Source organism: Halarchaeum sp. P4, assembly GCF_051195175.1.
Lineage (GTDB): Archaea > Halobacteriota > Halobacteria > Halobacteriales > Halobacteriaceae > Halarchaeum.
This window is the reverse complement of the sequence record NZ_JBNTKC010000006.1, coordinates 106348-124931: the sequence shown is the minus strand read 5'-3', so window position 1 is coordinate 124931 and position 18584 is coordinate 106348. Positions and strand designations below refer to the sequence as shown.

At 68.2% G+C, this 18584-nt stretch carries 19 protein-coding genes; 11 read left to right on the top strand and 8 right to left on the bottom strand.

All coding sequences use genetic code 11. The features are described 5' to 3' along the window. Positions 1 to 2: 2 nt before the first annotated feature. From ACQUS8_RS15745 to ACQUS8_RS15730, 4 genes are all read right to left on the bottom strand, one after another. A complete protein-coding gene (locus ACQUS8_RS15745; protein ID WP_435102856.1) occupies positions 3 to 2201 on the bottom strand; it encodes an LUD domain-containing protein in 2199 nt (732 codons plus the stop codon). Continuing rightward, positions 2198 to 2704, bottom strand: a complete 507-nt coding sequence (locus ACQUS8_RS15740; protein WP_435102855.1) for an LUD domain-containing protein — start codon at positions 2702 to 2704, stop codon at positions 2198 to 2200. The genes ACQUS8_RS15745 and ACQUS8_RS15740 overlap by 4 nt, the downstream gene beginning before the upstream one ends. An 84-nt stretch (positions 2705 to 2788) precedes the next feature. Continuing rightward, positions 2789 to 4108, bottom strand: a complete 1320-nt coding sequence (locus tag ACQUS8_RS15735; protein WP_435102853.1) for a DUF362 domain-containing protein — start codon at positions 4106 to 4108, stop codon at positions 2789 to 2791. Positions 4109 to 4150: 42 nt separating this feature from the next. Further along, positions 4151 to 4579: a nucleoside 2-deoxyribosyltransferase gene (locus ACQUS8_RS15730; RefSeq protein WP_435102852.1), complete on the bottom strand. Its 429-nt coding sequence runs from the start codon at positions 4577 to 4579 to the stop codon at positions 4151 to 4153. A 99-nt stretch (positions 4580 to 4678) separates the two neighbouring features. Here ACQUS8_RS15730 and ACQUS8_RS15725 point away from each other — a divergent pair, with 99 nt between their 5' ends. Next, positions 4679 to 5617 carry a nucleoside hydrolase gene (locus ACQUS8_RS15725; protein WP_435102850.1) on the top strand — a complete coding sequence of 313 codons (939 nt, stop codon included), beginning with the start codon at positions 4679 to 4681 and terminating at the stop codon, positions 5615 to 5617. A gap of 42 nt (positions 5618 to 5659) precedes the next feature. Next, on the top strand, positions 5660 to 6163 hold the full coding sequence (locus ACQUS8_RS15720; RefSeq protein ID WP_435102848.1) for an NYN domain-containing protein: 504 nt from the start codon (positions 5660 to 5662) through the stop codon (positions 6161 to 6163). Between the two features lie 153 nt (positions 6164 to 6316). Here the strand turns inward: ACQUS8_RS15720 and corA are convergent, their stop codons facing one another. Both corA and ACQUS8_RS15710 read right to left on the bottom strand, forming a co-directional pair. After that, positions 6317 to 7303 (bottom strand): magnesium/cobalt transporter CorA, encoded by a 987-nt coding sequence (gene corA, locus ACQUS8_RS15715; protein WP_435102846.1) that lies wholly within the window; start codon positions 7301 to 7303, stop codon positions 6317 to 6319. Further along, on the bottom strand, positions 7300 to 7467 hold the full coding sequence (locus ACQUS8_RS15710) for a hypothetical protein (RefSeq protein ID WP_435102844.1): 168 nt from the start codon (positions 7465 to 7467) through the stop codon (positions 7300 to 7302). Before ACQUS8_RS15710 ends, corA begins: the two co-directional genes overlap by 4 nt. Positions 7468 to 7607: 140 nt before the next feature. Here ACQUS8_RS15710 and ACQUS8_RS15705 point away from each other — a divergent pair, with 140 nt between their 5' ends. The 4 genes from ACQUS8_RS15705 (at position 7608) to ACQUS8_RS15690 (ending at position 11760) form a co-directional block, all read left to right on the top strand. After that, positions 7608 to 8492 carry a ParA family protein gene (locus ACQUS8_RS15705; protein WP_435102842.1) on the top strand — a complete coding sequence of 295 codons (885 nt, stop codon included), beginning with the start codon at positions 7608 to 7610 and terminating at the stop codon, positions 8490 to 8492. Then, positions 8489 to 8941, top strand: a complete 453-nt coding sequence (locus ACQUS8_RS15700; protein WP_435102840.1) for a hypothetical protein — start codon at positions 8489 to 8491, stop codon at positions 8939 to 8941. The genes ACQUS8_RS15705 and ACQUS8_RS15700 overlap by 4 nt, the downstream gene beginning before the upstream one ends. A 153-nt stretch (positions 8942 to 9094) precedes the next feature. Then, a complete protein-coding gene (rdfA, locus tag ACQUS8_RS15695; protein ID WP_435102838.1) occupies positions 9095 to 9712 on the top strand; it encodes a rod-determining factor RdfA in 618 nt (205 codons plus the stop codon). An 83-nt stretch (positions 9713 to 9795) separates the two neighbouring features. Next, complete coding sequence (locus tag ACQUS8_RS15690) at positions 9796 to 11760, top strand: archaea-specific SMC-related protein (RefSeq protein WP_435102836.1); 1965 nt, start codon at positions 9796 to 9798, stop codon at positions 11758 to 11760. Positions 11761 to 11802: 42 nt separating this feature from the next. Here the strand turns inward: ACQUS8_RS15690 and ACQUS8_RS15685 are convergent, their stop codons facing one another. Then, positions 11803 to 13284, bottom strand: a complete 1482-nt coding sequence (locus ACQUS8_RS15685; RefSeq protein WP_435102834.1) for a molybdopterin-dependent oxidoreductase — start codon at positions 13282 to 13284, stop codon at positions 11803 to 11805. A 91-nt stretch (positions 13285 to 13375) separates the two neighbouring features. Here ACQUS8_RS15685 and ACQUS8_RS15680 point away from each other — a divergent pair, with 91 nt between their 5' ends. The 3 genes from ACQUS8_RS15680 to ACQUS8_RS15670 all read left to right on the top strand — a co-directional run bounded on the left by ACQUS8_RS15680 (position 13376) and on the right by ACQUS8_RS15670 (position 16396). Then, complete coding sequence (locus tag ACQUS8_RS15680; protein WP_435102832.1) at positions 13376 to 14275, top strand: FAD-dependent oxidoreductase; 900 nt, start codon at positions 13376 to 13378, stop codon at positions 14273 to 14275. Positions 14276 to 14560: 285 nt separating this feature from the next. Next, a complete protein-coding gene (locus ACQUS8_RS15675) occupies positions 14561 to 15325 on the top strand; it encodes an IclR family transcriptional regulator (RefSeq protein ID WP_435102830.1) in 765 nt (254 codons plus the stop codon). A 78-nt stretch (positions 15326 to 15403) separates the two neighbouring features. Then, positions 15404 to 16396, top strand: coding sequence for an aldo/keto reductase (locus ACQUS8_RS15670; protein WP_435102828.1), 993 nt, complete (start codon positions 15404 to 15406; stop codon positions 16394 to 16396). Here ACQUS8_RS15670 and ACQUS8_RS15665 read toward each other — a convergent pair whose 3' ends face one another. Further along, positions 16397 to 16735 carry a cupin domain-containing protein gene (locus tag ACQUS8_RS15665; RefSeq protein ID WP_435102826.1) on the bottom strand — a complete coding sequence of 113 codons (339 nt, stop codon included), beginning with the start codon at positions 16733 to 16735 and terminating at the stop codon, positions 16397 to 16399. Between the two features lie 87 nt (positions 16736 to 16822). Here ACQUS8_RS15665 and ACQUS8_RS15660 point away from each other — a divergent pair, with 87 nt between their 5' ends. Continuing rightward, complete coding sequence (locus ACQUS8_RS15660) at positions 16823 to 17257, top strand: PPC domain-containing DNA-binding protein (RefSeq protein WP_435102824.1); 435 nt, start codon at positions 16823 to 16825, stop codon at positions 17255 to 17257. Then, positions 17258 to 18577, top strand: coding sequence for a DUF362 domain-containing protein (locus tag ACQUS8_RS15655; RefSeq protein WP_435102822.1), 1320 nt, complete (start codon positions 17258 to 17260; stop codon positions 18575 to 18577). Positions 18578 to 18584 lie beyond the last annotated feature (7 nt).

Below are 18584 nucleotides of genomic sequence, written 5' to 3'. Positions count from 1 at the left end.
CCTCAGCGCCCGGGGTCGATGAGCTCGACGGGGTGGGTGACGTCGCGCGCGAAGAGGTCGCTCATCTGCTCGGTGCAGGACGTCCCGCTCGCGACGAGTTTGCGGTCGTCCTCGTCGGCGAACTGGTCGTGGAGGTCCTCGCCGACGTCCATCGAGAGCTCGTAGTACTCGGACTTGTAGCCGAAGCTCCCGGCCATCCCGCAGCATTCGACGTCGCTCGTCACCATGTCGAAGCCCTGCTCCTCGAGAACGGCCTCGGTGTAGGCTTCCGCGCCAAGGGTGCGCTGCTGGCAGTGGCTGTGGTAGGCAATCGGCTCCACGGGGTCGGCGAGGGCGTCGGCGTCAGCGCCGTTCTCCAGCAGGCCGTAGACGTACTCCATGACGTCGTAGGCGTTCTCGGCGAGGCGCTCGTGAGTGTCCGCCTCGAGCAGTTTCTCGTACTCGCGGCGGAACATCGCGAGGTCGGACGGTTCGACGACGACGACGTCGAACTCCGCCTCGAGGTAGGGGGCGAGGTCGGCGGCGACGGCCTCGGCCTGCTCGGTGGCCGTGTCCACCATCCCCTGCGAGACGGGTGCGCGCCCGCTCTCGATGGGCGAGGCGAGTTCGACGTGCGCGCCGAGCGCCTCGAGCACGCGGACGGCGGCCTTCCCACGCTCCGTGAGGACGTAGTTCGTGTAGGCGTCCGGGTAGAGGACGACTTTCCGGGTGGCGTCGGCGTTCGGCGCACGCGGCGTTCGGGACTCGAACCACTCTTCGAGCGTTTCGCGCTGGAACTCAGGGAGGTCGCGGTCGGGTGCGACGCCGAGGTACTCGTCCATGAGCGAGCGGACGGGCCCGAGGTCGGCGAGCCAGTTCGAGAGCGGCGCGGTCTTGCTCCCGAGTTCCGCGAGCGTCCCGAAGTTCCCGAAGAGTCGCTTCTGGGGGTCGACGGAGTCCTCGGCGTCGGGCGTGAGGCCCTCGACGAGGAACTCGAACTCGCTCGGCGTCGCCTCGCCGTTCAGGCGGTCCCGGACGACGGTGTTTATCCACGGGATGTCAATTTTGACCGGGCAGGCGTTCACACACCGGCTACAGCCCGTACAGAGGTCGTTGAACTCGTCGGCGGCCTCCTCGCCGCGGATGCCGGCCTCCCAGCCGGTCGCGATACCACCGGTGTAGGTCTCGCCGCCGAAGGCGTGGCCGCCGACGTGCTGGAAGTTCCCACAGGAGTTCGCGCACGCCCCACAACGGATGCAGTAGAGCGTCTCCTTCAGCTGGTCGTCCTCGCGCATGTCGAGGCGGCCGTTGTCGATGAGGACGAGGTGGAACTCGCGCTCGCCGTCGCCGCTCCCGAGCGGCTCGTCGGGGGTCTCGAAGTCGATGGTCGGCGAGTCGACGGGCGGCGTGAACATCGAGACGTACTGGGAGATGTCCTGCCCGGTCGCCGTCTTCGAGATGAGTTCGACGAACGGCTGGAGTTCCTCGACGCTCGGCAGGATTTTCTCGACGCCCGTGACGGCGACGTGTGTGTCCGGCGTGACCGCCGTCTTCCGGGCGTTCCCCTCGTTCGTGATGAGCGTGATGGTGCCCGAGTCCGCGAGCACGAAGTTCGCGCCCGTCATCCCCATGTCGGCCTCCCGAATCTTCTCGCCGAGGTAGTCGCGCGCGAATGTCGTCAACTCCTCGGCGGTTTCGAACGGCTCCTCGGGGTCGAACACCTCGTTGAAGAGCTCGGCGACGTCCTCCTGAGAACGGTGGAGCGACGGCCCGATGAGGTGGGAGGGCGCCTCGTCGGCGAGCTGGATGACGAACTCCCCGAGGTCCGTCTCCCAGACGTCGACGCCGGCGTCCTCGAGGGCGTCGTTCATCTCGATTTCCTCGCTCGTCATCGACTTCGACTTCACGAGCGTCTCCGCGTCCTTCTCGTCGGCAACCTCGGTGATGTAGCGGTTGGCGTCCGCGGCGTCGTCGGCGACGTAGAGGTGCCCGCCGTTCGCCTCGACGCTCTCGCGGAGTTCCTCGATGAGGGCGGGGAGGTCCGCGATGGCGTCCTCCTTGATGGCGCGGGCCTCCTCGCGGAGCGTCTCGAAGTCGTCGAAGCGCTCGATGGCGTCGTAGCGCTCCGCGTTCATGTGGGTGATGTTCTCGTGGACGGCGTCGCCCTCGGTTTCGAGGAGGTGTCGAATCTTCTCGGCCTTGCGACGGCGTTCGGCACTCATAGCTCCTCCAGAATCAGGACGTGGACGTATTGCGGGCCGTGGACACCCTCGACGATGGCACCCATGTCGCCGGTGGCACTAACACCCGTCGCGAAGACCGAGGAGCCACCGTCGGCGAAGCGCTCCCCGAGGTGGTCGGTGACCGACTCGACGTCGGGGAGGACGTCGGACTCGCGGACGACGGCGACGTGTTTCGGCGGGTAGAGACTCACCGGCTCGGTCCCCTCGGGGTCGCTGTCGACGACGAGCGTACCGTACTCGGCGACGGCCTTCCCGACGGCCGTGACGCCCGTCTCAGCCTCCGTGAGGCGGCGCGGCGTCGGCGGCGTCTCGACGACGGTGTCCTCGAGGGAGACGCCCTCAATTCCGAGCGGGACGCCGACCGCGGGTTCGTCGACGACGGCCGCGAGGTCGTCCGCGAACGCGTCGGGCGTCGTCCGCGTCCACCCCACGTCGAGGGCTGCGAGGGACGATTCGAAGGTCGATAGTGTGCTGCTCGACATGGAATGGGCTTCACCCACCTACGTGTTAATCCTTGTCTTGACGGACGGTCACGTGTACCCCGTCGGGCGGTTTCGGAGTCCGGGTCAGTCCTCAAAGCCGAACGCGAAGTCACCGTCGGCGTCGAAGTCGAGGGGGCGACGCTCGCCGACCTCGGTGTCGTCGCGCGCGGCGAGGTCGTCCGCGACAGACTCGGAGACGTAGAGCGCGTCGGGTTCGAGGGTGTTCTGGATGTAGGCGATGCGGAGGTCGCTCGGATCCTTCACGCCAAGCATCGAGTAGGCGACCTGGAGCGTCGCGCGGTCAGAGGGCATCACCATCGGGACGAACACCCGTGAGGGCTCGCCGCTCGTCGCCGCGTTCGTGTAAGTGTCCGTGAGGTCGACGTCGCGCACGAGGTCCTCGTGAACGAAGTCAGCGAGACCCATTCCGATGGCGTTGCCGTGCGAGGCAGGTGTGACGCCACGGGCGTAGATGCGCCCGATATCAGGTGTCTCGGGGTCTTCCTCGCCGAGGTAGCGATAGCGCCCGATGACGTTCGTGTCCATGCCCGACCCGGAGACGTTCTTCCCGAGTTCGTCGACGACGAGCAGGTCGAGGTCCTCGATGGGGAGATGGGGGAACAGGTCCTCGGAGTAGTCGAGGAGTTCGGGTTCGCGCGCCAGTATCTCGTCGGCGGGCACGCCCTCGATGTGCGCGGCGCGCTCGTGGGCGTTGTCGACGAGTGCGATGCCGCCGACGACCGGCGTGTGCTCGAAGAGGAGGGCGGCGCGCTCGCGAATGACGGTTTCGAGGTCCCGGGAAATGGCGGCGTTGTGCATGACTTCGGCGCCGCGCTGTTTGCCGAGGCCGACGACGGCCATCTTCGCGAGTCCGGACTCGACGCTCCCGCGGAAGTCCGTGTGGAGTTTCACGCGGTTCGCGAGCAGGACGGCGTCGGCCTCCGAGGCGACCGTCGAGGCCGGGACCGGCCGGCCCTCCTCGTCCTCGGCGACGGACTCGACGGCCATCGACGCGCGAATCTCGCAGCCGAGGCGCTCCTCGGTGACGCCGTACTCCTCGAGGACTTCGGTCTGACCCTCCGCGGTGGCGCCGCCGTGACTCCCCATCGCCGGGAAGACGAACGGCTCGAAGCCGCGCGACTGGAGTTCCTCGACGGCGGTGACGACGAGTTCGGGCATATCGTGGATGCCGCGGCTGCCCATCGTGACCGCGACTTCGGCACCCGAGTCGAGGTCGTCGAACGCGGGGATGTCGTCGATGGCGTCGCGGGTCGCCGCTGCTACGTCCTCAACGGTGGGTGGGTCGCGGTGGCGTTCCGCGAACGCGAACCGGGGGAAGTCCGCGACGTCGACGTCGTTGATGGCCGCGAGCGCGTCGGCGTCGGGTACGTCGAGTTCGACCATGGGGGATGGTCACACGAGAGTCGCCTTAGCGGTGGCGAATCCCTACTCGGCGTGCGCCTCGACGGTGTCGAGGAGGTCCTCGACGGACTCGTCGAGGGTCGTGAGGACGCCGTGAATCATTGCGTTGAGGTGCTCGCCCGGCATGAAGACGCGGTCGTCGGTCTTCAGCCCGAAGACCGGGATGTCGTTCTCGTGGGCGATGCCGAGTTCGATCATCACGCCCTCGTCGGGGACGCGCCCGTCGAGCACGCCGATGACGGCGTCCGACTCGACGACGCCCTCGCGGTCGAGCTCGAAGATTTTCTCCATGCGCGCTTCCTCGGAGTCGAACTCGGGGTCCTCGAGGGTCTCGATGCCGTCGCGCTGCGGGAGGAAGACGTCGTGGCCGGCGTCCTCGAGGCGGGCGGTGAGGTCGGCGTTGAACTCGCGCTCCATCGGGTTGAAGAGGGGTGCGGCGAAGTAGAGTCGCATACACGAGGGTTGGCGCGCGGCGAGAATAACCCTTCGCGTCACGTCTGCCGGCGGGAGTGACGGCGAGCGCTTAAGTGCGTCTCGGCCCGCGTATCAGACATGTCCCGCAAAGTCCTCTTCGACACCGACCCCGGGTGCGACGACGCCGTGATGCTCGCCGTCGCCCTCGGGCACGACGACATCGACGTCGTCGGCCTCTCGACCGTCTGTGGCAACACCACCATCGAGAACACGACGCGGAACGCCCAGGCCATCCTCGAACTCGGCGGCTACGGCGATATTCCGGTCGCACAGGGCTGTGAACGGCCGCTCGTGGACGAGCTCGCGACGGCGGAGTGGGTCCACGGCGAGGGCGGGATTCGCGGCGACCTCCCCTATCCAGAGGGCGACACACTCGACCAGCACGCGGCGGACTTCATCGTCGAGCAGGCCTACGAGCACGGCGAGGACCTCACCATCGCCGCCGTCGGCCCGCTCCCGAACCTCGCGCTCGCGCTCGCGAAGGAGCCCGACCTCCCGGACATCGTTGGCGACCTCTACGTGATGGGCGGGGCGGCGCTCTCCGGCGGGAACGTCACGCCGGTCGCGGAGGCGAACTTCCACAACGATCCCGCGGCGGCGAGCCGCGTCGTGCAGGACGCGCACGCGAAGATGGTCGGCCTCGACGTCACCGACCACGCCTCGATTTCCTTCGAGGACATCGAGACGTACGAGGAGCGCGGCGGCGCGTTCGACGTCATCACGGACTGGCTGCGCTACCCCGCGGAGACGCTGGACGTCGGCGAGGAAGGTCCGGCCATCCACGACGCCGCCGTCGTCGCGGACCTCATCGACCCCGAGGTTCTCGACTTCGAGGAGTACTACTGTGAAATCGACACGACGGGCGGCCCCTCGCACGGCTCGGTCATCTGCGACCAGCACGACATCTACGGCGAGGAGCCGAACACGCACGTCGCCGTCGACATCGACGTCGAGCGCTACCGCGAGACGGTCGAAGCCGGCCTCGAGGGGTACGTCGAGGCCGCCGACGGCACCTGAGCGGCGACAGCACTCTTTTCGGCGGCGGGCGAGCAGGCGAGTATGCCCGTAAAGCGCGCGATGCTGTTCGTCGACGCACAGAACCTCGAACAGACCGCTCAGCACCACTACGGGAAGTCGAACGCCGTCGACTACGTCGAACTCGTCGATCTCCTCGCCGAGGGGTACGACCTAATCCGGCCCTACCTGTTCGACTCGCACGCGCCCGAGGACGACAAGACCGATTTCTACGCGTTCCTCCGGCGCGAGCTCGGCTTCCGCGTGGTTTCGCGAGAGTTGCAGGAGTCTGGGCCAACGCCGATCGAGAAGGGCGTCGACGTCGCGCTCGCCACTGAACTCCTCGCGCAGGGCTACGAGGACTCCTACGACGTCGCCGTCCTCGTCACCGGCGACGCCGACTACGACCGGGCGGTCCGTCACGTCCAGGACCGCGGGAAAATCGTCGAGGCCGCAATGTTCGCCGGCTCCGTCTCCGGCAGCCTCAGAGACGCCGTCGACGACTTCTACGCGCTCAACGAGCACGACGAGCGCTTGCGTCGCGAGTAAGACGGCGGGGAGGACAGTATAAATCGCATGTCGCTATACAGAATCGGGCAGGTGGTTCGGAAACGGCCATGAACACAGACCCACGTCTCCGGGCGGCTCGTGGCTCGGAACGGCAGTCTTCGGCGTCGCGGGGAGAGCGGGAACGGCGCGGCTCTAGATCCAGTCTTGCCGGCGGAAGTAGAGGAGCATCAGGACGGTGACAAGGCCCATGCCGATCATCACCGCGGGGTAGCCGTACTCCCAGTAGAGTTCGGGCATGGCGAGCGGCGTGTCGGCGAAGTTCATCCCGTAGATGCCGACGACGAAGGTAAGCGGGATGAAGATGGTCGCGACGACGGTGAGCGTCTTCATCACCTCGTTGGTGGACTGGGAGACGGAGTTGAGGTAGATGTCGCGCGAGCCGCTGGAGAGGTCGCGATAGGTCTCGATGAGGTCGACGACCTGCACGAGGTGGTCGTAGACGTCCCGGAAGTACTTCTCGTTCTCGTCGGCAACCTGGGGGATGTCGCCCCGGGAGAGGTAGGAGAGGGCTTCGCGGGCGGGCCACGCGGTCTTGCGGAACGCGAGCAGGTCCCGCCGGACGTCGTTCAGTTCCTCGAGGATGCGGGGGCTCGGGTCGTCGACGACGCGCTCCTCGACGGACTCGATGTCGTCCTCAATCTCGTCGAGCACGGCGAAGTAGTCGTCGACGATGGCGTCCATGATGCGGTAGGCGAGGAAGTCGCTGCCTCGGTCGGCGACTCGGTCGCTGTTCTTCGCCCACCGCGAGGTGCTGGGGTCGACGATGTCGATGTCGCTCGTGGACATGGTGACCAGCCAGTCCTCGCCGATGAAGAGCCCGACCGGGCTCGTCCGGATTTCCTTCTCGAACTCGACGGCCTCGCTCTGCCCGAGACGCGCCGTCTTCAGCAGGACGAAGGTGTGCGTGTCGAACTCCTCGACCTTGGGCCGCGTTTCGGTATGGATGACGTCCTCGACGGCGAGTTGGTGGATGTCGAAGCGCTCGCGGAGGCGGCCCATCTCGGCGGACTCGACGGCGTCGGCGTGAATCCACGTCTCGCCCTCGGCGTCGGCGGCCGACCCGAGGTCGTCGAAGCGCTCAACGCCCGTGGCCGTGTAGGCCATCGCGTGTAGGGTCATTCGGACTCCCCCGTTGCGGGTTGCGGGATCGCGACGAGGCTGATGCCGAGCATGACGGCCGTCACGGAGAACGCCCGACCGGGGTAGTCGACGAGGACGCCGGCGGCGTAGCCGAGGAAGCCGACAGCCAGCAGGGCGCTCCCCGCGACGGTGTAGCGGTCCATACGGCAGGCCACACACGCATCCGTGATAGGCGATTCGGCACTCTAGTAATACTGCTTGGGCAGACTGTGCAGTAGTACTGTCGAACACGACTGAATGGGTTGGCGAAAACTACTTGGTGGGTGCCACGCATGGAGTGGGTATGCCGACGACCGCATACACGATCTGGAGCGAGGCCGGCGGGGTGGGGAAGACCACCTTCACGGTCACGCTCGCGGCCGCGCACGCCCGACACGGCCAGCGCGTGCTCGTCGTCGACCTTGACCCGCAGGACGGCGGGGCGACCCACCACTTCGGCGCGACCGACGAGCGCTCGAACCCCGAGGCGGACAACCTCGTCCGCCACATGATCGGCCGGCCGAAGGGGGACTTCGACGACCTCATCGAGACCGTCCACGACGGCATCGACCTCGTCCCCTCGCACAACATGCTCGAGTCCCTCGAGCGCAACCTCCTGCGCGCCCAGCGCATGGAGGAGGACATGGGCGAGGAGTTCGTCCCAGAGGAGCAACTCCGGCGCGTCCTCGCCGAGAACGACATCCCCACGAAGTACGACGTCATCATCATCGACCCGCCCGCAACCGGCGGCCAGCACGTCTACAACGCCGTCTACGCGGCGTCGAACCTCCTCATCCCTCTGGAGCTCTCCGCGAAGGGCAAGGAGTCCGTCGAGGGGATGCGCGACACCGTCGAGGGCATCGAGGCGGAACTCGACGACGTGGAGGTCGGCGTGCTCGGCGTCGTCCCGAACCGCGTCTCGAACACGAAGACCCAGTCGGAGTACGAGGCGGCGCTCGAGGAGGAGGACTTCCCGGTCGCGCCCGTCGAAATCCGCGAGCGTCGCGCGATGCTAGAGGGCGCATGGGACGCCCAGACGACGCCCTACGAGTTCGCGACGAACCGTGACCGCGTGCGCGAGCGCGAACTGGAGACGCTCCGTCAGTTCGACGAGCTCGCGCGCTACGTCGCCGCGCAGTTCGGCGTCGAACTCGACGAGTCCGACGTCTCCGAGGAGGTTCGACTATGAAGTCCGGCGCGAGCGACCCGTTCGCGGACGACAACGAGGACGAGGAGGCGGCCGAACCCGAGGCCGTCGAGGAGTCCGTACCGACGGACGATCCGGCCACCGCGGACGCAACCGCCGAAGCGGACTCGGCCGCCGCGTCGTCGGAGCGGGCGTCGAGCGAGGACGCGTCGGCGGACGTATCGACGGAGGACGAGAGCGCGTCCGGCGCGCCGCTCGAACTCCCGTACATCTACCGGCGCGACAAGGTGAAGGACGAGCGGCCGGACGTCCATCAGCTGTTCGTGCGCGACGAGACGGACTCGCAGGCACGCGACGCCGAGCGCGACCTCGAGAAGTTGCTCGGCGAGGACGTCTATCGCCTCGACGCGCGGGAGGCCATCTACCTCGCGGGGATGCGCCACCTCGACGAGGCGGCGGACGTCCTGCGCGAGTGGGGCTACGACCGCTAGCGAGCGGGGCTTTCCCGGGTTCGGAGAACACCCTCAATACCGCCTCAAAGCGCCGTTTTCGTGGGAATCCCGATACCCCGGTACTTACACGGATAAGGGTGTAAACCCGGACGACAGAACATTTATATAGCGACTCGGCTTACACGAAGTAACATGAGTGCAGACGGAGCGCCCTGTGACTGTAAGGTCGGTCGTGTCGCATCTGAGTACGGGCTCGGCGCCGTCGGTGAGGAGCTGGCGTCGCTGTGGCGCGGCGAGGAGGGCGAGTCCTACAGTCTCCGGGACCTCCAACACTACTTCAACCGCCGCGTTCTCGGGGCGGAGCTCCGCTCGGCGAACGTCGAGGTGCTCGACGGCGAACTGGAGAACACCTATCGGCTCCTCACCGACGACGACGTGAGCGCCGGGATGCGGACGCAGGCGGCAGGGCGCCTCGAGCGCGACGGCGTCGACGTCGAGGCCGTCCAGAAGGACTTCGTTTCCCACCAGTCCATCCACACGCACCTCCGGGAGTGTCTCGGCGCGGAGAAGGACCCCGAGCCCGCCGACCGCGTCGCCTCGACGCAGAGCACGGTCGGATCGCTGGAGGCGCGCACGGAGAAAATCGCCGCGAACAACCTCGACCGCCTCGCCGGCGAGGAGGTGTCGCTCGACGGGTTCGACGTCATCGTGACGACGCACGTCACCTGCGACGAGTGTGGCCGGCGCCACGAGTTCGGCGAACTCCTCGACGCCGGCGGCTGCGAGTGCCGCGTCGCGGACGCCGAGTGAACGGACGGGCGACGACGTCTCCATCGTTGAACGCACAGTCAGTGCAGTATCTATAAGTCGGCGCGCTGCTTCAGGGGGCACATATGCAAACGAGTCGAGCAGCGGGGACGGACGCGAGCGTGTACGTTTCCAATATCGGTGGCATCGAGGAGACGACGGTCGACCTCACACCGGGCGTGAACGTCCTCGTCGGGCGGAACGCGACCAACCGGACCTCCTTCCTGCAGTCGCTGATGGCCGTCTCGGGGAGCGAGCGCGCGTCGCTGAAGGGCGACGCCGAGGAGGGGCGCGTCGAACTCGAACTCGGCGACGAGACGTTCACACGCGTGCTCACGCGACGCAGCGGCGGGGGCGTCGACTTCTCGGGCGACCCCGTCCTCAAGGACCCGGAGCTCGCCGACCTCTTCGCCTTCCTCCTCGAGGACAACGAGGCGCGCCGCGCCATTGCCACGAAGGGCGACCTCCGCGACCTCGTCATGCGGCCGGTCGACACCGAAGCCATCAACGACCGCATCGACGAACTCGTCGCGGAGCGCGAGCGCCTCGACGACGAAATCGAGAGCGCGGAAGCCGCGAACCGGCGCATCCCCGAACTGGAGGAGCGACGCGTCGAACTCGAGGACGAAATCGCGGAGAAGCGTGAGGCACTCGAAGCCAAACAGGACGAAATCGACGAGGCGGACGCGGGCGTTGAAGAGTCCAAGGAAGAGAAGAGCGAGCTCGAGGACGCCCTCGACCGACTGAACGACCGGCGCGCCGAACTCGAACGAGTCGCCTCCCGTCTCGAGAACGAACGCTCCAGTCTCGCGTCCGTCCGCGAGGAGCGCGAGGACGTCGAACAGACGCTCGAGGAGATGGAAGCAGTGCCCGAGGACGAGGCGGAGTTCCTCGACGAGCGCGTCTCCTCGCTGCGCGACCGGAAGCGCAGTCTCGACTCCACCATCACGCAGCTCCAGAGTCTCATCCAGTTCAACGAGGAGATGCTGGACGGCGAGCACACGGAAGTCCTCCAGCTCCTCGCGGACGAGGAGGGAGCGGAGTCGAGCGCCGTCACGGACGCGCTCCTCCCCGATTCGGAGCACTCCGGGGGCCGCTGTTGGACGTGTGGCTCCGAGGTGTCGATGGAGGACGTCGAGGACACCCTCGACAAACTCCGCTCGCTCGCGCGCGAGAAGCGTCAGGAGCGCTCCGACGTGACGAGCGAACTCGAGGAGGTGCAGGCCGAGCGCAACGAACTGGAGACGCGCGTCGAACGCCGCGAGAGCCTCGAGGAGCGCCTCGAAGAGCTCGGCGAGGAAATCGAGGAGCGCGAGGCGGCGACTGAACGACTCGCCGCGGAGCGCGAGGAAGCCGAGGAAGCCGTCGAGGAGCTCGAGGAGACGGTCGAGGAACTCGAGGAGGGCCGGCACAGCGCCGTCCTCGACCTCCACCGGGAGGCGAACGAGCTCCAGTTCGAGCTGAACGACCTACAGGACGACCTCGAGCGCGTCGAGGAGGAGATTGCGGAGATGCAGGCGGAGGCGGACCGCCGCGAGGACCTCGAGGCGGAGCGCGAGGAGCTCACCGCCGAGTTGGAGGACCTGCGCACGCGCATCGACCGCCTCGAGGCGGAGGCGGTCGAGTCGTTCAACGAGCACATGGAGACGGTGCTCGACGTCCTCGACTACGGAAACGTCTCGCGGGTCTGGATCGAGCGCGCGACCGAGCAGGTCCGGGAGGGCCGCCGAAAGGTCGAGAAGACGGTGTTCCGCCTGCACGTCGTCCGCACGGGCGCTGACGGGACGGCCTACGAGGACACGGTCGACCACCTCTCGGAGTCCGAGCGCGAGGTCATCGGCCTCGTCTTCGGCCTCGCGGGCTATCTCGTCCACGAGGTGTACGAGGAGTGTCCGTTCATGCTGCTGGACTCGTTGGAGGCCATCGACTCCAACCGCATCGCGGCGCTCGTCGACTACTTCCACGAGTACGCGCCCTACATCGCCGTCGCGCTCCTGCCGGAGGACGCGCAGGCACTCGACGACGACTACCGGCGCGTCACCGAAATCTGAGGCCGCCGCGGCCGCGGCGAGTCGTCCTTCTCCGCTCGTTTCTCAGACCGTCAAGGTAGTCTCCGCCCACCCGGACGACCCGGAGGGGAAGGGGCCGGTTTCGGTCTGTGGTTGGACGGTACCGTCCTCGGTGACGGCGCGCGCGCGAATTTCGTGGTCGCCGCTCGGCGGGGAATCCCACGTGTAGGCCCACTGGCGCCAGACGTCGCCGTCGAGCGTGCCCTCGAGCGGCTCGGAGAGGCGGGCGTCCCGCCACGTGTCGCCGCCGTCGACGCTGACTTCGACGCGGGCGACGCCGCGCGTGCCGGCGTAGGCGACGCCGGCGAGCGTGACCCGCTCGGCGTCCTGTCTGGTCGCCCAAATCTTGGTGACGGCGTTGACGGGGCCGGTACCGTGCCAGCCGCGTTGTTCCCAGTAGCCCTCGGCCTCGCGTTCGAGGAACTCGAAGGACGTGACCCACTTGACGTTCACTTCGCCCCAGTGGCCGGGGACGAGCAGGCGGACGGGGTGGCCGTGCGAGCGCGGGAGGGGGTCGCCGTTCATCCCGATGGCGAGGAAGCCCTCGCGGAGGGCCTCGAGCGGGAACTCGACGTGATAGTCGTCGGCGGCGTGAACCATGACGCACCCGCAGTCGCTCGATATCGTGCGGCCCTCGAGGAGGGCAGCGACGGGGACACCGGTCCAGACCGCGGTATCGGTGAGTGTGCCGTCGACGGGGTCGGAGACGCAGCGCAGCGTGTCGACGGCGTCAGTACGGGCGTCGTGAGTGACGAGGGCGTCGAAGTCGACGGGCGCGGTGTTCTCAACGGCACCCTCGAAGCGCAGCGACCAGTCGGCGGACTCGACGTAGGGGTCGGCGCTGTTGATGTCGACGGTGTAGAACTCGGCGTTCGCGGAGAGCAGGCCGGGGAGCCCCTCGACGTCGAGGGCGTTCCGTTCGGCGTCGGCTTCGAGGGCGGCGACGCGCTCGCTCCGGTAGCGGCCGTCGGCGGGGACGGGTTCGCGGACGGCGACGTCGCGGCCGACGTAGCCGGCGAGGGCGCCGAAGGCGGCGACGCCACCGGCGGCGCGGAGGACGCGGCGGCGGGCGGGCGAGAGCGCGACGCGGGCCGGGCGCGGGTCGGCGAGGAAGTAGAGGACGACAGCGCCGGCGGGGAGGCCGGCGGCGAGCGCGCGGAAGGGGTAGCCGGTGGCGACGGCAGCGACGGCGGTGACGGCGACGGCGGTGCCGAAGACGGCGACAGTGGAGTCGACGAGCCGGACGGCGAGTTCGACGGTGAGCGCGACGAGGAGCGTGAGCGCGGCGACAGTGAGGACGAGCGCGACGGCGTAGGCGACGGCGTCGGTGAGGCCAGGCGCCTGCGTGACGACGACACCGACGAGGAGACCGGGCGTGTAGCGTGCGACGACGTCGTAGGCGGGCGTGACGACGAACGCGAGCGTGGTGCCGCCGACGGCGAACGACCCGGCGACGGCCGCGAGCGCGGCGAGGGTGTGCACGGCGACCCGGTCTGTGTCGAGCATACGCCCGCCATGGGCTGTGGCGTGTTAGCGGTTGTGCCTCCGGCGACCCCGACCCGAAACCACTATACCGTTTTCGGACGGCCTAAACTCTATGAGCGAGACGGCACGGATACGCGAGGCAGTCGGGACGGAGGACGCGGCGACGCGGGACGTCGTCGTAGTCGGCGGCGGGCCGGCCGGGTGCGCGGCAGCGGTGTTCACCGCGCGCTACGGGCTCGACACCGTCGTCTTCGACCGGGGGCCGTCCTCGATTCGGCGCTGTGGCTACCTGGAGAACTACCTCGGGTTCCCCGCGGGCGTCGACATCGAGACGTTCCTCGCGCTCGCGCACGACCACGTCGAGCAGTCCGGCGGCGACGTCGTCGCCGACACCGTCGAGACCGTCGAGCGAGCCGAGAACGGCTTCCGCGTCACGACGGTGGACGGCCGGACCGTCCACGCGGCGCGCGTCGTCGCCGCGGCGAAGTACGGCGGCGACGTCTTCCTCGATTTGGACGACGAGGCCGTCGAGGTCGTGGAGTACGACGGCGAGGAGACCGAGCAGTTCGACGCCGACTACGCGGAGCGCGACGGCAGCACGCCGCTGGACGGGTTCTACGTCGCGGGGCCGCTCGCGGGCGTGCGCGACCAAGCGCTGGTCGCCGCAGGCCACGGCGCGGAGGTCGGCTGCGCAATCGTAGAGGACGTCCGGCGCGAGGCCGGCTACTGGGAGGCGGTCGCGGCCTACTACGACTGGGTGCGCCGCGAGGAGAACCTCACCGGCGAGTGGGCGGACCGCGAGCACTGGCGCGAGTACGTCGCCGAGATGGCGCCCGACGACGTCGACGAGGCGACCTTCGAGCAGGTTCGGGAGGAGTACATCGACGAGCGCTTCGCGCAGTACCTGACGGCGGAGGAACGCGAGCGGCGGCGCGCGGAGGGCCACGCGCGTCTCGCAGAGCATCTCGACGTCGAGGCGGACGGCCAGTCGGCATCGGAGACTGGCGAGTAGGGTCGCCGCGTTCGCTCGCCGGGAACGACGCCGGGTTACAGAGATACACTCGTAAAACGGGACGTGCGGACGCGGTACCGTCCGCGCGGCGGCAAGAGGGGGCGAGCGACACGGCGGCGAGCGGCGGCCGTCGAGTGCGTCGTCGTTTCCCGGCCGAGAACCGCGTGAGAGGGGGTTTCGGGTGTGTGAGCGGCGACCACTAGGGGAACCGTCCGCCGCGCTGACCGAGTGATCGTTTGCATAGCGAGAACAACATTTATGATAGTTCGGTATAGTCCGTACGGTATGCCGAACCAAAGCCGCCGAACGGTCGACGCGGTCCGCACCGCCTGCGAGATTCTCGACGTCCTCCAGACCCGCGAGCGCGCGGGCGTCACCGAAATCGCCGACGAGGTCGGCCTCGCGAAGGGCGCCGTCCACCGACACCTCACGACGCTCGACGATTGCGAGTACGTCGTGAACGAGGACGGCGAGTACCGCCTCAGTCTGCGCTACCTCGACATGGCGAACCAGGTGAAGGGGATGGTCGGGAACTACGACGTCATCGCGGGCGAGCTGCAGAACCTCGCGGAGGCGACGGGCGAAATCGCACAGTTCGCGACGGAGGAACACGGCTGGGTGACCTACGTCTACAAAGCCACCGGCGAGGCCGGCATTCAGACGGCGTCCTCGGCGGGCAAGCGCGAATACATGCACTCGACGTCGCTCGGGAAGGCGATGCTCGCCCAGATGGACGAGTCGCGCGTCCGCGAGATACTCGACGACCACGGGATGCCCGAGAAGACCCAGTACACCTGCACCGACCCGGACGAACTCCTCGACGCCCTCGAGGGCGTGCGCGAGCGCGGCTACGCGCTCGACAACGAGGAGAACATCACCGGCCTGCGCTGCGTCGGGATGCCGCTCATGGACGGCGACTCGGGCGTCTTCGGCGCGGTGAGCGTCTCCGGGCCGGTGAGTCGGATGACCGACGAGCGCATCGAGAACGAAATCGCGGAGACGCTCGAGCGCTCCACGAACGTCATCGAGATCAACTCGAAGTTCTCGTAGGTCATCCCGTCCCACCGATGGTCTTAAGCGGGCGGGCGTTCCGCACTGCATACGGTCGACACGACCGCGGAGACGACCATGGAGTACACGACACTCGGACAGACGGACGTATCGGTGAGCAGAGTCGGGCTCGGCCTCTGGAACGTCAGCGGCGACGTGAACTGGGACCGAGTCGAGGAGGACGACGCGGTGGAGACGATTCAGGCCGCCGTCGACGCCGGCATCACCTTCCTCGACACCGCCGAGGCGTACGGCGACGGCTACTCGGAGTCCGTGCTCGGCGCCGCCCTCGAGACGCTGAACCGCGACGACGTCGTGGTGGCGACGAAAGCCCACCAGAGCAACCTCACCTACGACGACCTGAAGGCAGCCTGCGAGGCGTCGCTCGACAGGCTCGGCGTCGACACCATCGACGTCTACTACCTCCACTACCCGAACCCGGACGTGCCTGTCACGGAGACGGCGCGCGCGCTCCGCGAACTCCAAGAGGAAGGGAAGATTCGGGTGCCTGCCGTCTCGAACCACGGCGTCCGCGACCTGAACGACGTCCTCGACGAGGTGCGCGTGGAGGCGAACCAGCTCCCCTACAACCTGCTCTGGCGCGCCATCGAGTACGAGGTCAAGGAGGCCTGCCGGACGAACGACGTCGATGTCGTCTGTTACAGCGCGCTCGCGCAGGGCCTGCTCGCCGGGAAGTTCGACTCGCCGGACGACGTACCGCCGGGCCGGGCACGGACACGACACTTCTCGGGCGAGCGCGAGCACGCGCGCCACGGCGAAGAAGGGGCCGAGACGGAGACCTTCGAGGCCATAGCGGAGTTCGAGGCACTCTGCGAGGAGTTCGACGTCGGGATGGTGGAGGCGGCGATTGCGTGGCCGCTCCAGCGCGAGGGCGTCGGGAGCGTGCTCGTCGGCGCGACCAGCCCCGAGCAGGCGCGCGCGAACGCGGAAGCGGCGTCGCTGTCGCTCCCGGAGGAGTTCGTGGAGCGTGCGGCCACTATCACGGACGAACTGAAGGAGACGCTGGGTCCGAACCCGGACCCGTGGCAGTCGGAGTCGCGCTATCGGTGACTACTCGTCCCAGGGCGTGCCCTCGCGGGGCGGGCTGAAGACGTCGATGCCCTCGACGGGTTCGTCGCCGCGGTTCTCGGCGGCGTGCGGGATGCCACCGGGGATGAGGAGGCAGTCGCCCGCCTCCACCTCATAAGTCTCGCCCTCGACGTGCATCGTGAGGGTCCCCGTGTGGACGAAGCCGACCTGTTCGTTCGGATGGCTGTGCTCGGACGCGGACGCTCCCGGGTCGAAGCGGAAGTGCTGGACGTTCATCTCCTCGCCGCTGAACAGTTGGGCGGGGTAGACGCCGTCCTCGGCCTCGACGCTCTCGACGTCCGCTGGTGAGACGACTTGCATCGTGAGAGCGAACCACACCCTACCACATAAGTTCTGCCCCGCGGCACGTAAGCTATATGTTTTCGCGGGAGAGCATGACACACGACCATGGAGACGTTCACGTCCGAAGAGGGCTACGTACTGCTCCGGCTGGACCGCGGCGACTTGGCGCTCGAATGCATCCGCGATGCCGTCGCGGAACACGACGTCGACACCGGGGTCGTCGTCTCGGGGCTCGGCACGTTCAGCAACCTCAACATCCACTACGTCGACCGGACGGACCTCCCCGAGGAGCAGGCCGACCGGAACGTCGCGCTCGAACTGGAGGGGTCGTGGGAGGTGACGAACGTTCAGGGCCTCATCGCAGACGGCGACCCGCACCTGCACGTGACGGCGTTCGACGGCGAGCGCACCGTCGCCGGCCACCTCGAGGAGGGCTGTGAGGTGAACGTCCTCGGGGAGTTCGCCATCAGGAAACTGGACGACCCTGAGCTGACGCGCGTCCCGAACGAACACAACGTCTCACAGCTCACCCGCAGGTAGATGGACGCCCCCGACCCGGCGGCGCTCGCCGCCCTCAACGACCTCGATTCGGCATCGCTCCCCCGGTTCGCGCCGGTGAAACGCCACCGCGACCCGCCCACCGTCGATGACGTCGCGGCCGCGACCCGCGACGCCGTCGCCGACATCCCCGCACTCGACAATCTCGCCGCGGGCGCGGAGGTCGCCATCACGGGTGGGAGTCGCGGCATCCACGACATGCCCGCCGTCCTCTCGGCTGTCGTGGACGCGCTGGAGGCGCGCGACCTCTCGCCGTTCGTCTTCCCGGCGATGGGGAGTCACGGCGGCGCCACCGCCGAGGGACAGGTAGAGACGCTCGAATCGGTCGGCATCACCGAGGACTCGGTCGGCTGTGAGATTCGTGCGTCGATGGCCGTCGAGGAAGTCGCTCGAGACGCGGACGGACGGCCGGTGTACGCCGCCGCGGACGCCCTCGACGCGGACGCTGTGGTGCTCGCGAACCGTGTGAAACTCCACACGGACTTCCACGGCCGCATCGAGTCGGGGCTCTCGAAGATGGCGGTCATCGGCGTCGGGAAGCAGCGCGGCGCGGACGAAGCCCACCGCGCGGCACTTGCGACGGGGTTCGACGAGGTCATCCCGGAGCGCGCCGCGATACTGTTCGAGGAGACCCCCATCGTCGGCGGCGTCGCAGTCATCGAGAACGCCGAGGAGCGCGCCGCCCACGTCGAGGGCGTGCCTGGCGGCGAGATACTGGAACGCGAACCCGCGTTGCTCGAACGCGCGGAGGAACTCCAGCCGATGCTCCCCGTGGAGGACCTCGACCTCCTGATTCTGGACGAAATCGGGAAGGACGTCTCCGGGACGGGGATGGACACGAACGTCGTCGGCCGGATGTTGATGTCGGGCGAACCGGAGTTCGAGACGCCGGACGTGACGCGCATCTACGTCCGCGGGCTGACCGAGGAGACGCACGGGAACGCGAACGGCGTCGGCCTCGCGGACTTCGCGCACGTGGACGTCGAGGTGGGTATCGACCGGACGTCGACTTACGTGAACTCGCTGACCGGCGGGCAGCCGGAGCGCGGCCGCCTGCCCGTGATACTGCCGTCGGACGAGCACGCCCTGCAGGCGACGTTCTCGACGGTGGGCGTGCGCGACCCCGCGGACCTCCGCATCGCGCGCATCCGGAACACGCTCGAACCGGACGACCTCGTCGTCTCGGAGCCGGTAGCGCGCGAGCTCGCGGCGCGCGACGACACTACGGTCGGCGACTTCCGCCCGCTCCAGTTCGAGGACGGCGCGCTCGTCGGTCCGGGTTACGGCGTGAGCGGATTGTGAGGACCGA

What these genes read in the sequence shown, in the direction of transcription:
- ACQUS8_RS15745 (WP_435102856.1), bottom strand. Translation starts at nt 2,201, where the DNA reads ATGAGTGCCGAACGCCGTCGCAAGGCCGAGAAGATTCGACACCTCCTC.
- ACQUS8_RS15740 (WP_435102855.1), bottom strand. Translation starts at nt 2,704, where the DNA reads ATGTCGAGCAGCACACTATCGACCTTCGAATCGTCCCTCGCAGCCCTC.
- ACQUS8_RS15735 (WP_435102853.1), bottom strand. Translation starts at nt 4,108, where the DNA reads ATGGTCGAACTCGACGTACCCGACGCCGACGCGCTCGCGGCCATCAAC.
- ACQUS8_RS15730 (WP_435102852.1), bottom strand. Translation starts at nt 4,579, where the DNA reads ATGCGACTCTACTTCGCCGCACCCCTCTTCAACCCGATGGAGCGCGAG.
- ACQUS8_RS15725 (WP_435102850.1), top strand. Translation starts at nt 4,679, where the DNA reads ATGTCCCGCAAAGTCCTCTTCGACACCGACCCCGGGTGCGACGACGCC.
- ACQUS8_RS15720 (WP_435102848.1), top strand. Translation starts at nt 5,660, where the DNA reads ATGCCCGTAAAGCGCGCGATGCTGTTCGTCGACGCACAGAACCTCGAA.
- corA (WP_435102846.1), bottom strand. Translation starts at nt 7,303, where the DNA reads ATGACCCTACACGCGATGGCCTACACGGCCACGGGCGTTGAGCGCTTC.
- ACQUS8_RS15710 (WP_435102844.1), bottom strand. Translation starts at nt 7,467, where the DNA reads ATGGACCGCTACACCGTCGCGGGGAGCGCCCTGCTGGCTGTCGGCTTC.
- ACQUS8_RS15705 (WP_435102842.1), top strand. Translation starts at nt 7,608, where the DNA reads ATGCCGACGACCGCATACACGATCTGGAGCGAGGCCGGCGGGGTGGGG.
- ACQUS8_RS15700 (WP_435102840.1), top strand. Translation starts at nt 8,489, where the DNA reads ATGAAGTCCGGCGCGAGCGACCCGTTCGCGGACGACAACGAGGACGAG.
- rdfA (WP_435102838.1), top strand. Translation starts at nt 9,095, where the DNA reads ATGAGTGCAGACGGAGCGCCCTGTGACTGTAAGGTCGGTCGTGTCGCA.
- ACQUS8_RS15690 (WP_435102836.1), top strand. Translation starts at nt 9,796, where the DNA reads ATGCAAACGAGTCGAGCAGCGGGGACGGACGCGAGCGTGTACGTTTCC.
- ACQUS8_RS15685 (WP_435102834.1), bottom strand. Translation starts at nt 13,284, where the DNA reads ATGCTCGACACAGACCGGGTCGCCGTGCACACCCTCGCCGCGCTCGCG.
- ACQUS8_RS15680 (WP_435102832.1), top strand. Translation starts at nt 13,376, where the DNA reads ATGAGCGAGACGGCACGGATACGCGAGGCAGTCGGGACGGAGGACGCG.
- ACQUS8_RS15675 (WP_435102830.1), top strand. Translation starts at nt 14,561, where the DNA reads ATGCCGAACCAAAGCCGCCGAACGGTCGACGCGGTCCGCACCGCCTGC.
- ACQUS8_RS15670 (WP_435102828.1), top strand. Translation starts at nt 15,404, where the DNA reads ATGGAGTACACGACACTCGGACAGACGGACGTATCGGTGAGCAGAGTC.
- ACQUS8_RS15665 (WP_435102826.1), bottom strand. Translation starts at nt 16,735, where the DNA reads ATGCAAGTCGTCTCACCAGCGGACGTCGAGAGCGTCGAGGCCGAGGAC.
- ACQUS8_RS15660 (WP_435102824.1), top strand. Translation starts at nt 16,823, where the DNA reads ATGGAGACGTTCACGTCCGAAGAGGGCTACGTACTGCTCCGGCTGGAC.
- ACQUS8_RS15655 (WP_435102822.1), top strand. Translation starts at nt 17,258, where the DNA reads ATGGACGCCCCCGACCCGGCGGCGCTCGCCGCCCTCAACGACCTCGAT.